The sequence below is a fragment of the Bifidobacterium sp. genome (assembly GCF_050874245.1).
Taxonomy (GTDB): Bacteria; Actinomycetota; Actinomycetes; order Actinomycetales; family Bifidobacteriaceae; genus Bifidobacterium.
Genome location: NZ_JBNMKH010000050.1, coordinates 1 through 15,787, shown reverse-complemented (window position 1 = coordinate 15,787; position 15,787 = coordinate 1). Strand labels below are relative to the sequence as shown.

General features: G+C 54.6%; 7 protein-coding genes. All 7 read left to right on the top strand.

Annotation, left to right across the window (positions count from 1 at the left end; all coding sequences use genetic code 11):
* Positions 1-749: 749 nt before the first annotated feature.
* The gene (locus tag ACR0P8_RS06615; protein ID WP_432624342.1) at positions 750-2,108 is read left to right on the top strand and encodes an ATP-binding protein; all 1,359 of its coding nucleotides are present in this window, start codon (positions 750-752) and stop codon (positions 2,106-2,108) included.
* A 483-nt stretch (positions 2,109-2,591) separates the two neighbouring features.
* Positions 2,592-3,431, top strand: coding sequence for a sulfite exporter TauE/SafE family protein (locus ACR0P8_RS06610; protein WP_432624341.1), 840 nt, complete (start codon positions 2,592-2,594; stop codon positions 3,429-3,431).
* A 437-nt stretch (positions 3,432-3,868) separates the two neighbouring features.
* Entirely contained in the window at positions 3,869-5,005 is a 1,137-nt protein-coding gene (locus tag ACR0P8_RS06605; RefSeq protein WP_432624340.1) for an ATP-binding protein, read from the top strand.
* Positions 5,006-5,680: 675 nt separating this feature from the next.
* The gene (locus ACR0P8_RS06600) at positions 5,681-7,930 is read left to right on the top strand and encodes a SpaA isopeptide-forming pilin-related protein (RefSeq protein ID WP_432624339.1); all 2,250 of its coding nucleotides are present in this window, start codon (positions 5,681-5,683) and stop codon (positions 7,928-7,930) included.
* 9 nt (positions 7,931-7,939) lie between these two features.
* On the top strand, positions 7,940-8,935 hold the full coding sequence (locus tag ACR0P8_RS06595; protein WP_432624338.1) for a class C sortase: 996 nt from the start codon (positions 7,940-7,942) through the stop codon (positions 8,933-8,935).
* Positions 8,936-8,983: 48 nt separating this feature from the next.
* Positions 8,984-12,880 carry a SpaA isopeptide-forming pilin-related protein gene (locus tag ACR0P8_RS06590; protein WP_432624337.1) on the top strand — a complete coding sequence of 1,299 codons (3,897 nt, stop codon included), beginning with the start codon at positions 8,984-8,986 and terminating at the stop codon, positions 12,878-12,880.
* A 358-nt stretch (positions 12,881-13,238) separates the two neighbouring features.
* The coding region (locus tag ACR0P8_RS06585; protein WP_432624336.1) for a TIM-barrel domain-containing protein at positions 13,239-15,787 on the top strand (2,549 nt) is incomplete at its 3' end.

The following is a 15,787-nucleotide window of genomic DNA, read 5'->3' as shown; positions in this document are numbered from 1 at the left end:
TGCGGTGGAGTTTCGTAGCAGTTTGTGATGGCTGTTTTGTGTCACGATTCGAAAAATCAGCCGAAATTTCGGATCGTGACACATTTGTGCTCGGCCGAATGCCCCCGTACTGCCGTTTTCGGACGTTTCTGCTGCGAAAATGGCCGTTCGGGGGTATCTGTACGGCGGAGAATGTGTCACGATTCGCAAGATCGCCCGAAATTTCAAATCGTGACACATTTGCGTCTGTCTTGATACCCCCGTACTGCCTTTTTCGAGTATTTCTGCCGTGGAAATGTGCATTCGGGGGTATTTGTGAGGTGGCGGATGTGTCACAATTCAAAAAATCGCTCGAAATTCAGAATCGTGACACATTTGAGAGGGCGCGGTGGAGTTTCGTAGCAGTTTGTGGTGGTCGGGGAGAGAGGACACCGATTTGCTGGACGTGTGGTGGAGTATCGTAGTCGTTTTGCGTGTTCCGTTTCACCTCCTGCGCCCCCCTGTACGCTCTCAAAATGCACCATACGGGAAAGTGGTGGAGTTTCGTAGCAGTTTCTTTGGTTGCTTTATACGGAACTCGAGTTTCGTTGCGCTTGGGCACTTTTTGAACTCGAATTTCGTTACAGAATTTCGTTGCACAATTACGTTACAACTTTCGTTACAGAAAACGTTACGTTTGATATACTAAAAACTGCGAATTCCGTTACGATTTTCGTTACGTAGCTCCGTTACGCAATTCCATGCCATGTGACATTCCAAGGAGGTCGGACATGCTGAAACGCAAGGTTTGGAACGATCTTGAGGATTGGAAGAAACGCGGCGCAAACAAAGCGCTATTGATTGCTGGCGCGCGGCAAATCGGCAAAACGACAATCGTCCGCGAATTCGCAAAACGCAACTATCAGTGCTTCGCTGAACTGAACTTTCTGGAAGATTCCAAAGCCGCCTCGATTTTCGAAGGATCGCTGAATGCTGACGAGATCGTCGCAAATCTTACGGCATATTTGCGTGCCCCGCTGGAACCGGGCAATACGCTGGTGCTTCTCGACGAAATCCAGGAATGTCCGGCGGCGCGCACGGCAATCAAATTCCTTGTGGAGGACGGTCGCTTCGACTATGTGGAAACCGGTTCGCTGCTTGGCGTGAAGACGCGCCAGGTTGCATCGTATCCGGTGGGATTCGAGGAGCAACTACGCATGTATCCGCTGGATTTCGAGGAATTCTGCATGGCGAACGGCGTACAGGATTCAACGCTGGACATGCTGGAAAAACATTACGAGGCGCGCACCCCCGTCCCGAAGCCGGTGCACAACGCCATGATGAACCTGTTCCAGACCTACCTGGTGGTGGGCGGCATGCCCGACGTCGTGCAGCGGTACGTCGATACGCACGACATCGGACAGGTCGTGTCCCTGCAGACGGATTTGCTGACTTTGTACCGACTTGACATCGCCAAATATGCCGAAACGAAGGATCGGACGAAAATTCGCAACATCTTTGACGCGATTCCATTCCAACTAGACGACAAAAACCGCAGATTCGTGCTCGCCGACCTTTCCAAAAACGCACGTCAAAACCGATACGAGAGCAGCTTCCTCTGGCTGTTGGACGCCGGCGTCGCATTGCCTTGCTATAACGTCTCCGAACCGGTTCCACCATTGGAAAACAACAGCAAACGCAGCCTGTTCAAGCTGTTTCTCAACGACGTCGGACTGCTGTGCGCGGCCTCCATGGGCAACATTCAATACGACCTTCTGCAGGGCAATCTCGACGTGAACATGGGGGCGATTATGGAGGACGTGGTCGCCCAGGAACTGCGCGCCCACGGCTTCGACCTGCATTACTACAATTCGACGCGTCTCGGCGAAGTCGACTTTGTGGTGCAGAGCGGTAAAAAAGTACTGCCGATCGAAGTGAAATCCGGTAACGATTGGCGGCTGCACAAGGCTTTGGACAATATGCTCGCGGTTGAGGACTGGCATCTGCGTGACGCGTACGTGCTTTGCAAAGGCAACGTCGAAACGGACGGTCCGATTACCTATCTTCCGTTGTATATGACCATGTTTCTTAAGCCTGAGCGGATTCCGGAGTCCTTTGTGTATGCGCCGGATTTGTCGGCGTTGATGTAGGCGTTGATGTAGAGGCGCGGTGCGGTCTGCCATGTGTGGCCGTGGTGGAGTTTCGTAGCGGTTTGTGGTGGCTGGGGGCCGGCTTGCGGGGCGCGTGGTGGAGTATCGTAGTCGTTCCGCGCATTCCGTTTTGCTCCCTGTGTGTTCTCATGTGTCCCACGGGGAGGATGGTGGAGTTTCGTAGTAGTTCGTGACGGGTGTTTTTGTGTCATGCTGTGTCACGATTTGAAAAATCGGCCGAAATTTTGGATCGTGACACATTCGTGTCTGCTTGAATGCCCCCGTACTGTTATTTCCGGACGTTTCTGCCGCGAAAACGGTCGTTCGGGGGTATCTGCGCATTGCTTAATGTGTCACGATTCGAAAAATCGCCCGAAATTTAAAATCGTGACACATTTTCTGGTCCTGTATATACCTTCGGGCAGGTGTTTGCGCGGGACTGTGCGGGTGGATGAGTAGTATCGGGCGCAGAAGGAGCGCGATATGGGCGATGCGATTGAGACGGACGGCGGAACTGGCGTAGGGGAGGCGCACGGCGCACGTGCGGTCGCGATACTGGTGGCGGTCGGCGTGGTCGTCGGGCTGCTGTCGGGCATGTTCGGCATCGGCGGCGGCACGGTAATCGTGCCTGCGCTCGTGTGGCTGGGACTGTCGCAACGCAACGCGGCCGCCACGTCCACGCTGGCGATCGTGCCGACCTCCATCTCCGGCGTCATTTCATATGCAACCGGCGGACATGTCGACTGGGTCGCCGCGCTGCTGCTGTTCTGCGGCATGTTCGTAGGCGGGCAGATCGGCAGTTGGCTGCTCGCACGACTGCCGGAGCTTGCGCTGCGGTGGATTTTCGTAGCATTTCTTGCTTTCGTGGTCGTCAACCAAGCGGGATTTGTGCCTTCGCGCAGTCAGCGCATCGTCATGACCGTGACGACCGGCATCTGCCTGGTATTGCTGGGTGTGGTGATCGGCACGTTGGCCGGATTGCTGGGCATCGGCGGTGGGGCGCTCGCCGTACCTGCACTGTCGATGCTGTTCGGTGCGTCCGATTTGATCGCGCGCGGCACTTCGCTGCTGGCCATGTTCCCGAATTCGATCACCACCAGTGCGGCGAATCTTAAGCGCAAGCTGGCACACGTGAAAACCGCGCTCATCATTGGCGTGACGGCGGCCGTGACCGCGCCGTTGGGCACGTGGGCCGCCGGAGCGGTCACGCCGCGCGTCGGGTCCGTGCTGTTCGCCTGCTATCTGTGCGTGCTGCTGGTGCGATCGGTGTTCGTGGCGGTGAAGGCCACGCGTGAGTCGCGGGCTGTGCGGACCGTGCGTTAGCCGGTGCGTGCCGCTGGTCTGGGCATGTGAGCGCGTTGGCCGGGGTAGTGCTGGTCGGGGCATGCCGTTCGTCGGTGCATACGTCGGTTCCGCATCATGGATTCTGCCAAACCGACGCTGAGGGCGTGCTAAGCGTCGGTTTGGCAGAAGGAGTTCCACGAAACCGACGCTGAGGTGGCGCTAAGCGTCGGTTTGGCAGAATGACAGCGATCAAACCGATGATGAGGGCCCTAAGCGTCGGTTTGGTGGATTAGGTTCTGCGAAACCGACGGTGAGGCGCTGCTGAGCGTCGGTTTAGCAGAAGGGATGCGATAGAACCGACGGTGGGGTGTGATTGTTGCATGGCTGAGGATATGAGGGGATGGAAAAAAGATATGAAAAGATAAAAAAGGATTAAAAAGAATATGAAAGGATAGAACAAAAGAGAAAGGCCGGCCATGATTTCCTCCATCAATCCATTCAAGCCATCCGCGGGCGCGAATCCGCCGGAGTTGCTCGGTCGAGATGAAATCTTGGATGAATTCGAGGAATCGCTACTGTCAGGTCCGGGAGCTCCGGATCGACTTCTGCGCATCTCCGGAAGCCGCGGCATCGGCAAGACGGCACTACTGAATGCACTCGGTAAACGTGCCAAATTGCACAAATGGGAAGTAATCGATGAAACCGCGGCACCGGGATTTGTTGGTCGGCTCATCGCAATCATCGAAGCGGAATTGAATCGCAAATCGGTGAAATCCGTTGATTTGCCAAGCGTGGCTGTTGACGGCATCGGCAGCCTTGACCTTGGCAAAATCGAATTCAATGCTCAAACTATGCCGTTGACATTGCGAGCTTCGCTTGGCGCGTATCTTAATGTGATCTGCAAGCACCATCCTGAACGGGGGCTGCTTATCACGCTGGATGAAACGCAGGGTGCGACGCAGGCGGAAATACGGGCTTTGGCGACCGCGGCACAGCATTTAATCCGTGAGGACCGCAATATTGCGATTGCGCTTGCCGGACTACCTGGCATGGATTCGTTCCTGCTGCATGACGAGGTCACGACGTTCCTGCGTCGTGCGACGCCGGTCGAATTGAAAGACATTCCTCTGGATCTGGTGCGAGAGTCGTTTCGCTCAATTTTCGAATCGAGCGGATACGCGGTGGATGCGGATGCGCTCGACGCCGCGGCCGAAGCGACTTGCGGATATGCGTTCATGATTCAGCTGGTTGGATACAACATTTGGCGTTGTTCGCGCGATGCGCGACGCGTCGATGCCAGTGCGGTAGGTAAGGGGGTTGAGTCGGCGCGTATCAGACTCGGTGGAACGGTGCATGAACCGGCTGTGGAGGATTTGTCTGAAATTGACCGCACGTATCTGCTTGCGATGGCGCAAGACGATGGCCCGTCACGTACGGGCGACGTGGCGAAGCGGATTGGGAGGAATGCGCAGTATGCCGGGCGTTATCGTCAGCGGCTGATTGATGCAGGTGTGATTTATTCGCCGACATACGGGTATGTGGAGTTTACGATTCCATACCTGCGCGAATGGTTGCAGCAGCATGCAGCGACGTTAGTGATGCGTCGCGTGTGATTGCGGACGCGGCGGGGTGCTGGGCGTCGGTTGATTTGGCGAAGGGATGTTGCCGAATCGATGGAGGCTGCGGAGTTTATGGGAAACTGGCAACTTTACTTTGCAAGTTTGGAGAAAATTGGCAAAGTAAAGTTGCCAGTTTCTTTTGCGTGGGTTGTTGAGCGTCGGTTTGGTGGAATGAGTTCTGCTAAACCGACGGTGAGGGGTGGCTGAGCGTCGGTTTTGCAGAATGGGGGCGATGGGGTCGACGGTGAGGAGGGGTTGGGTGCTGGGTTGGGCTGTAGATGGTTGGGGAGCTGGGTTGAGGTGGGTTTGGGGATGGCTGGGCGGCTGCGGGGAAGCGGCTGGGGATTGCTGGGAAGTTATGTGAACGTGCACGACACGCCCGAAATCGATGAATAGTTAGGTCATTTTACGTATAGGGCGTTTTGTTGATTTACGGCTTGTCAAACGTTTGACAAGGGGGATGCGGAAAAGGCGGGGGGGGGTATTCGACGACGAGTTTCCCCTAAATGAATGCATAATGAATATAGCGCTATTTATAAGTACATAAATAAGCACTTGCCGCTACCGCTGTGTGCAATGAGAGCAACCGCGATGCTCCCGCTTTTTCGAATACAGCCGAGGCAGCACGAATTGAAGAGCCAATCTCCTGCGCAAGGAGGAAGGGTAGATATGAACAGTATTGTGAAGCGCGTGCTTTCGGGCGCGGCCGCTTTGGGTATTGCACTCAGCGGTCTGGCTCTAGGTGCGGCGTCGGCCAACGCCGACGATGTGGTACAACCGAAGTCCAATCCGACTACGGGCACAATCACCATTAAAAATCAAGATGAATACACAGTTATTCATCAATTCCAAGGATGGAATCTGGCGAAGCTCACCAATGTGAGCGCAGCGCTGTCATCCACTGCGAACCAGTATCTGCTTCAGTCTTTCCAGATGGACACCATTGATAAGTATGTGACGCCCATCGAGACTGCGATGAAAAAAACTACTGCCTCGGATGCCAAAGGTAAGCAAACCACTCTGTATGACTTGTACACAGCCGATAAGAACTATTGGGTGAGCGATAACAATACGAAGAAAAATAATCCGATGGGTTGGCTTGCTTCGTATTTCTCTGGCGATGCGCGTGAAAATGGTGTCGCGAACGGTGGTGTTGATTGGCAGACCTCCAAGTCTGATCTTCGTGCTTTCACCACGAATCTGGATGCTTTGCTGCGTGCAAAAGACGGTGCAGACAATAACACCTACGCTGCTGATGCTTCATTCCAATCTGACGGCAAGCCTGAAGAAGTCTCCCAAGGCATGTGGTTGCTGGACGATAACACTTCCGATCAGGGTCTGGCCAGTGGAAAGAATCTAAAGAATGCTCAGGAGAACGCGTCTGTCCCGATTTTGCTTTCCACCACGTATAAGAACGTTGCGTTCAAGACTGCTGATGGAACGACCAAGTCGGTGGATGTGAATTATGGCAATCGAGGCGTGATTGGCGAGATCACCGTCAAGAACACGTTGCCTTCCATTGCTAAGGAAGTGGTGACAGGCAGCGCGAACACTGGGTATACGTCCCAGGACCATCCGGATTATGCGGTCGGTGATGAGATAAGCTATCGTATTTACTCCCGCGTGCCGGTCTACACTGGTTACGGATATAATCCGAACTATAATTCGAACTATGCGTCGTGGGATAACATCCCAGTGAATGAAAAGGCCATCACTCGCCATCTCGATATTGTCGATACCGCATCCAAGCAACTGACCGTTGACAGAAGCAAGACCAATAACGTCACCAAAGCGGTGGAATCGGTGCAGCTGGTCAATCCGCAAACTGGACATGTGGATGCGATATTGCAGGAAGGCACTGATTATGATGTCGCCTTCAAGGATGTTGTGGATTCTGGAACCGCCTACAATGACGGTACTGAGACCACGATCGATCTGGGCAAGTATGTCAACATCACCGCAAGCTCCACTGCTGCGAAGAATGGCAAGGGCGTGCTGGAAGGCGATACAATCGTGGTGATTTTCAAGGCGACTCTGAACAAGTATGCTGCGATTTCCACGGCCAACAATGCGTTGGGTAATCCGAATAAGGTCACTTTGGTGTATTCGAACCGTGCTTCGGATGGCAGCAGCATTGGTTACCTTCCGGGCGATGAAGTGAATGTGTATACATTCAAGTTCCAGCTGAAGAAGACCGATGAAGCGTACAAGAGCAGCAACGGCAAATCCGGTCAAGCTCTGCAGGGCGCGAAGTTCGTGGTGCAGGCCAGCGATACTTCAGAGCATAAGGGCAAGTACCTTGCCACCACGAAGGACGATGAGGGCCACTATGACGTATCTTGGCTGGATGCTAAGCCTTCCAAGAATGAGACCTTGACATCCAAGGGTGTGTTCACATCTAACGACAAGGGTATTGTCGAAGGATTGGTTGGCCTTGATGCTGGCACCTATACCGTCTCTGAGATTCAGGCGCCAGAAGGCTACATCGGATTCTCCCTGCCGACCTTCAAGATCTCCATCTGGCCCCAGTACCATTATTCGAATGGCACTACTGGCAACGGCTACCAGCAGCATACGTGGACGTGCAGCGAATACTGCAAGGCTGATGCGGACGGTAAGACCGCTTGGGGCGACTGGACCATCGGAGACAAGAATGGCAAGGCCGGCATCGAGGCTGAGGAGAACGGTACTGTCGAAGTCGCTAAGGGCGACAACAGCGATTACGTATACACCGATGCTGCAGAAAAGACTCCGGCTTACCAGCTCAACGTGTACAACGCCAAGTATCTGACTCAGCTGCCGCTCACCGGCGGAATCGGTTTGATGATGATCGTCGTTGTTGCTGTGCTGCTATTCGGCGCATCTGGCATTCTGGTCATCCGCTCTCGCAAGGCGTCCGCAGCCCGTCGCAGCGCCTGAAAGTAAACGATGATGGCGAAAGCGCTTCGCACTCAGATTGAGGTAACCGCAGTCTCCGATGATACCGAAGAGTCTGCGGAAGCCGCACAGGCAAAGCAAGCGGCCGAACTTGACCGCAAGCTTGCCAAGAGAGCGAAGCGTGACGCCATCGCCGCAATCGTGATTTTTATTGTTGCGGTTATCGTTTTATCGTTCCCTTTCGTAACGAGGGCAATCTCTAGTTATCGACAGCGGTCTATGGTCAACCAATCAAAGACCGTTGTCGATAGCTGGCCTTATCCGCAAGCCAAGGAGCAACTGAAAGCGGCGCGTGAGTACAATCGGCGCCTTTATAGAAATGGTCAATCCGCAATTGGTGAGGTTGTGGATCCCTTTCAGAAAAGCGGCGAATCCCAGGACGATTCATTGGCCGCGCAGGACAAGGAATATCAATCCCTTCTGGACACTGGACAGGGTGTGATGGGAGACGTCCGCATTCCGAAAATATCGGTGAATCTGCCGATTTTCCATGGAACTGGTGAAGTGGCTCTTAGCAAGGGAACGGGCCATCTGTACGGAACTTCTCTTCCGGTAGGAGGTAAGAACACCCATTCGGTCATCACCGGTCACCGAGGCATGGTCACCGCCGAGATGTTCACCAGGCTGGACGAGCTGAAGAAGGGCGATGCTTTCTATATCGATGTGATGGGTGAGACCTTGGGGTACAAGGTGGACAGCATCAAAGTGATCCTTCCTACGGAAGGCACAAAGTACTTACGTGTGCATCAAGGTGAGGACAGAGTCACCCTGATGACGTGCACGCCATATGGCGTGAATACCCACAGACTACTGGTCTCTGGAGTGAGAACGCCACTGTCGGAGTTGGCTGATCAACATGACAGTGCAATCTACCGCGACGTAATGGTTGGTGTTATAGCGGTCGTTGCGATTATTGCCATAGTGGTCGTTGCGAGGCGACAATCGTGGTTGCCGGTACGACATGCGACGAATCGCAGAAACCTATAAGCTTTATTGATTTTAACGAAAAAGGATTCTCGGGAAGGAAGGAACATCATGAGCCGATCACGTCGACGCAAGCATGCATTCTGTGGCGTCGCATCAGTGTCTGGGCGAGTGGTGCCTTGCAATTGGGCTAGACGCGCAGGAAAGGTCCTGGTTGCGTTTGTAGCGGCGTTTGCTTGCCTGTTTTCGATGGTGGCTGCTTCTGGAACGGCACAGGCAAACGATTCTTCCAGTACTGCAATCAGCCTTGGAGATGAAATCACAGGTTACAAGATGGAATACCGGACCATTACTGGATACAGCAATGGGCAGCCGGTGTACGGCCCTTGGACGACCATGGAGCCTAATAGCGATGGCTCTTACGATTTCGATGCCGACAAGAACCCCAATTGGCAGTACAGAATCCGGGCTGAATATTCTCTTAAGCCGTATTATCTGAAGGATAAAAATACCGATTCGGTAACCTATAAGGTCCCGGACAGTCTGAAAGTTCTGTCCGGATCTTCCGGCGACGTTCTTGGCACTGATGGATATACCAAGTACGGTACATATACGCTGGATAAAAACGGACAGTTCACTATCGTGTTTAACAAAACCGCCATGGACGAGAACGGCGAAGGTGGCGTAATCAATGGATGGTTGACGTTTGAAGCCCAAGTCAGCAGAAAAGGCGAGCATGAGGGCGGGGAAATTGATTTGCCGGGCAACGGTGGATTGATCAATGTCGGTAAAAAGTACGATCTGAACGTGCAGAAGACTAAGGGCACGTTGGACAATGCTTCGCAGACTCTTCCCTTCACAATTACGGTGTCATCACCGGAATACGGCACTCCTGGCAAAGTGAAGCTGTCCGATGTGATGGAGAACGGATCCATTAAAGCTCCGGTGACGGTTACGGGCACCCATGCTGATGGTTCGTCGTTCACCGTTGTCTTGCAAGATGCCGACGGCAAGAATATCGATGCGAATGCTTTGGATGGGAAGAATTCGTTTGAAGCCTATCTGCCACAACTTGCGGCTGGGGATACTATCGTCATTTCGTATGATGGCGTTGGCAATGTCGCACTTGGTGGCAATGGCGACATCAAGAACACGGCCCACGTCGAATCGAAGGACGATAACGGCCATGAGGTGAAAAGCGAAGCTTCCGCTGATTGGTGGTTCGAAAACAAACCTGATTTGAGCAAAACTGCCAGTGGAGTCGATGCCAACGGCGCAATCAAATGGACGGTGGTTGTCAACAAGGATCACCGTAATTTGAAGGGCTGGACTTTGAATGATTTGCCGGGAGCTGGCCTTCAGAACAGTCTCCAGGATGTTCAGGTGTATGAAGAGGGACATCCCGAACAAGCCACTAAAGTTTCGTTCCCCGTGACGTTCTCCAAAGACAACACCAAGACGTACGTTTTCACCTATTCGACTGCGATTGATGGGAAGTCATCTCAGGCAAATCAGAAAGACTTCAGCAATACTGTTTCAATTTGTCCTACAGATTCCCAGGATGGGAACCTGTGCGCTTCGAAGAGCGGGACATACTCCATGTCGAACCCATTTGCCAAGTCCTCCATCGGTAATGTGAATGTGTTCGAGGACCAAAACACTAAAGAGCGTAGCGCCAATCTCAGTTGGCAATTGAACATCGGCAGCAGCGACAGGGACCTCAAGGGACCTTGGACATATACCGATACGTTGCAGAGCGTTACGCAAGATAATCACTCCTATCCGCACTATTTCACCGATGCACAGCAGACCGCTATCGAAAAGTCGATTAAGGACGCGATTTCCGATGCATACAGGGGAACTGGAGTCACCCCTGAGTACACAATTGCATTCGGTTCGTCGAATGGCAGCCAGCAGAAGAACCAGTTCACTATTACCATGCAGACCGATCTTCCGAAGGAAACTAAAATCTCCTTCAAGTATTCTTCCACGGTTGCCTTGGGTACGGAATATAACGGATTGCGTTTTACCAATTGCGCGAATATAGGTAATTTCTGGGATTGCCCGAGTGCCGATATTCAGGAATACCATAAGCCTACTGATCCACAGGAACCGGATTATCCGAAATTCAACATGGTGAAGCATGATTCGGCAGAGACGAACGGCCCATATTCCGATTTCACCAACCATGATTACACGTCGCTGAATACGACGAAGACGGCTACATCGACAGACAAAGCCGGGACGCCCTATATGTCGTGGACCATCGATTTCAACCCAAGCTGGGATATGGTGGGCAAAAGCAAAGGCAACTTGGTTCTGACGGAGAAGCTGCCTAAAGGCACACATCTGCTGACTGGTATATCCGCTAACGACGGCGAAGCTGGATTGCAGCTCGAAGGGCGTCAATATGACGATAAAGGAGCAAGCAAGGTATTTACTTTCAACGGAAATCATGGCCAAGCTACTTATGTGACGTCATGGTGGCCGCGTGAGGAAACTGCCTATGCGACTGCTGATCTCCAAGATGATGGCACTGTTAGAATCACCATTCCGCAAGCCACCTTGCAGAATTGGGCTGACAAGGTGGGCATGACGAATTATGACGGATGGAAGTACCAGCAGATGCGACTTATCGTCCGTGTGGCCTTTGATGATGGACAGTTTGACGACTATGAAGTCTCCCATGCCTATGAGAACACGGTAGTCGCATCCTTCCCGGGTAGCAAGGATGTCGAATCCTCTCAGGAGCAGACCATTCGTCGTGATGCTTGGAAGAATCTTGTCGACAAGCAGAACATGAACAAGATTCATCTGTACGACCAAAGCAACCCTGAACAGGTTGATAATGAAGCTCGGTATCAGCTCAATATCAACCCGGATTCGTTGTGCGTCGGTCAGAAATCCGATAATCAGTCTCGTGGAGCATGCTCGCCGAGCGCGTACACCTTCAAGGATGTGGCGAAATACCAGCATATTGCGGGCTATAACGATGCGCAGCTGGTATTGGACCCGGATAGCGTGCACATCTACGTGCCGGATAAGAATGGCTCGCAAATCATCGAACGGGTCAAATTCGATGAGCGGGGCAATGTGATAACCACAAATCATGGAACTGTCGTTGACGGCGGCGATGTGGTTCCTGAAGTCGAGAAAATCAAAGTCCGTGAACTGGATTCCAGTCAGTATTCGTATGTGGTCGATTCGGAACAGACCGATACGTATAACGGATGGTGGACCAGCACTCTGACCTTTACCGTTCCGAACAAGACCGCGCTCATCGTCGACTACACCTATAAGGTGATTGGTGCGAAGGATTCCTACGTGGCCATTTCCAATGTGGCTGAGGTGAATGGCAAAAAAGCGTGGCCTGCTGACCGCACGTTCGCCGCGCATATTACGCAAGCCGCCGCTGGAGCGGATGTCGCTGAAATGCCGATCAACGTATTCAAGGTGAATGCGGACAACAACGCGGAACGTCTGCCTGGAGCGGAATTCGAGCTCTATGGATGGGAAGGCAAAAATAGCGAACATCCATACACGTGGAAGAAGCTCGAAACAAAGAGCCCGTTGCGTACCAACGAGAAGGGTCAGCTATCACTCCATAAGTCCATATTCAAGAATCCCGATGAGTTCACTTACAACAGGGCGTACAAGCTGGTAGAAGTGGAAGCTCCAAGCGGATATGTATGCGAACAGGAGCCGAAGTATTTCGTCATCGACAATGCCGATACGGACAAATATCCGGTGCAATGGCCTTGGGAATTCGGCAAGGATGGCTATGAGTACGCCAATGGTACCCATGTGGTTGTTGGAACATTTATGTATTTCAAAGATGCTCCAGTGATTCTGCCACTGACCGGCATGCTGGGCGGAGCGCGTTGGATCGTGCTTGGCGGCGCGGTGCTGGCCGTCATCGCAGGGGCGTTTGCGATGGATTCCCAGCGGGCCGCTCGGCGTCGGTTGTGCAGCACACTTTCCACCAAACCGACGATGAGGCGCCGCTGAGCGTCGGTTTCGCGGAATGGGTTCTGTCAACCGACGGTGAGGCGGTGCTGAGTGTCGGTTTGGTAGGTTGGGTTCTGCTAAACCGACGGTGGGGCGCTGCTGAGCGTCGGTTTTGCGGAATGGGTTCGATGAAACCGATGATGAGGGCGATAGGCGTCGGTTTGGTGGAATGGGGGCGATTGAACCGACGGTGAGAGGTGGGTGAGCGTCGGTTTGGCGGAAAGGATGCGATGGAACCGACGCGGCGGTTATTACGGCATAGGCGGGTATATGCGGTGGGGGCGTCGCGGTATATCCTATTTACTGCATTCGTAGTGCATTACCAGGTTTCCGCAATCGCCAACTATCGAGGAATCGCATGACCGATAACGTTTTCACAGCGTTCGTGCGCAACGCACAGCCGCAACCCAATCCCAACAACATCATTCAAGGCGATCGGTGGCGCATCTGCCTGCTCACCGACGCGCTGGCCCGCTTCGAATGGTCCGACATCGGCCATTTCGAGGACCACGTCACCCAAACCGTGCTCAACCGCGACTTCGGACATCGCGTGGAGCGCACCGTGACGGAACGCGACGGCCGCGTCATCATCGACACCGAAAATCTGCATATCGACTACGACGGCAAGCCATTCAGCAAAGAAGGCCTGTGCGTGGTCGTCAAGCATATTTCCAGCACCCAATTCAACACCTGGCATTACGGCGACCAATCAAGAGGCAACCTCAAAGGCACCGCGCGCACGCTTGACGAAGCGGACGGCGACAAGAAATTCGGCCAGCCGCTCGACATGGGCGATGGCGTGATCTCACGCGATGGCTGGGCGGTGCTCGACGATTCCAAATCGAACGTGATTGTGCTCACCGACAGCGTGAACGGCAAACCGAACCCGTTCGGCTCCTGGGTCTCGCCGCGCGACAAAGGCTGCATCGACCTATATTTCTTCGGCTACGCGCATCGCTATATCGAAGCCGTGCAGGACTTTTACAAGCTCACCGGACCGCAGCCGCTGCTGCCGCGATTCGCGTTCGGCAACTGGTGGAGCCGCTACTACCGGTACACGCAGCCCGAATATCTGGCGCTCATGGACCGGTTCAAGCGCGAAGGCATCCCGTTCACCACGTCCGTGATCGACATGGACTGGCATCTCGTGGACAGCGTCGACCCGAAGTACGGTTCCGGCTGGACCGGTTACACGTGGAACAACGAACTGTTCCCCGACCATGTGGCGTTCCTTGACGAACTGCATCGCAAGGGGCTCAAAACCACGCTCAACGTGCACCCGCGAGACGGCATCCGCGCATTCGAAAACGCGTATCCGAAGGCCGCCAAACGCATGGGCGTTGACCCGGCGAGCGGCGAGAACCTCGAATTCGACCTGACCAATCCGGACTACATGGCCGCCTACTTCGACATGCACCACGATCTGGAGGACGAAGGCGTCGACTTCTGGTGGCTTGACTGGCAGCAGGGCGGCGTGACGCGTCAGCCTGGTCTGGACCCGCTGTGGATCCTCAACCACATGCACTATCTCGATTCCGGACGCGACGGCCGTTGGCCGCTCACCTTCTCGCGCTATGCGGGCCCCGGCTCGCACCGCTATCCGGTCGGCTTCTCCGGCGACACCGTTATTACCTGGGAATCGCTCGCATTCCAGCCGCAATTCACCGCCACCGCGTCCAACATCGGCTACGGATGGTGGAGCCACGACATCGGCGGCCACATGTTCGGCTATCGCGACGACGAACTTGAGGCACGCTGGTACCAGCTTGGCACGTTTAGCCCGATCAATCGCTTGCATTCCAGCAATTCGCCGTTCTCCGGCAAGGAGCCGTGGAATTATACGGGCGATGTGCGTGCCTCGATGACCGCCTCGCTGCGCCTGCGCCACGCGCTGCTGCCGTACCTGTACAGCATGAACTACCGCGCCGCGTTCGAAGGCCGGCCGATCGTCGAACCGATGTACTGGCAGTCGCCCGACACATGGGCCGCCTACGATTACCCCGACGAATTCCGCTTTGGCACCGAGCTTGTCGTGGCGCCGATCGTCAGCGCCGCCGACCGCAAGGTGGCGCGCGGCCGTGCGGATCTGTGGCTGCCGCAGGGCGAATGGTTCGACTTCTTCGACGGCCGCCGCTACGAGGCGCACGGGGTCGGGGGACGTGATGTCACCGTCTGGCGCGCGCTCGACCGCATGCCGGTATTCGCCAAAGCCGGCGCGATTGTGCCGATGCAGCGACTGGGCGAGGGGGACGACGTCAACTCCATCGCCAATCCGACCGCGATGGACGTGCTGCTCTTCCCAGGCGCTTCCGGCGAATTCACGATGCGCGAGGACGACGGCGTGTACGCGCACGCCTCGGCCGGACGCACGGCCGACACCGCGTTGCGTTGGCAGTGGTGTGATGGCGATGCGGGCGATTGCGATGGTGCTGCTGACGATGCGGCTGGTACGGCTGGTACGGCTGTGTTTACCGTCGACCCGGTTCGCGGCGACGGTGCCAACGCGGCTCCCAAGTCGCGCGATTGGACGATCACTGTGCGTGGCATCGCCCGTCCCCGCATTTCCGGCGATTGTTTGGGAAGTTTGGAAGGTTTGGAAAACGGTGTGCAGGCTTCCGTCGGGAATACGGATGTGGCGCTGCGGCCGGCCGACGTTTCCTACGATGAAGCGACTATGAGCCTCACCGTCACCGTGCGCGACGTGCCGACCGACCAATCGCTACGCATCGCATTCACGGACGGCCTCGAAATCGCCGATAATCCGGTGGAACGCGACTGCTACGACACCCTGCTGCACGCGCAAATCCAATTCTTCGCCAAGGAAAAGGCGCTGAACGCGATCCGCGAGGAAGGCGTGCGTGCCATCGGATCGTTCGCGGCACTGAACAAGAAACCGCGATTCGACGG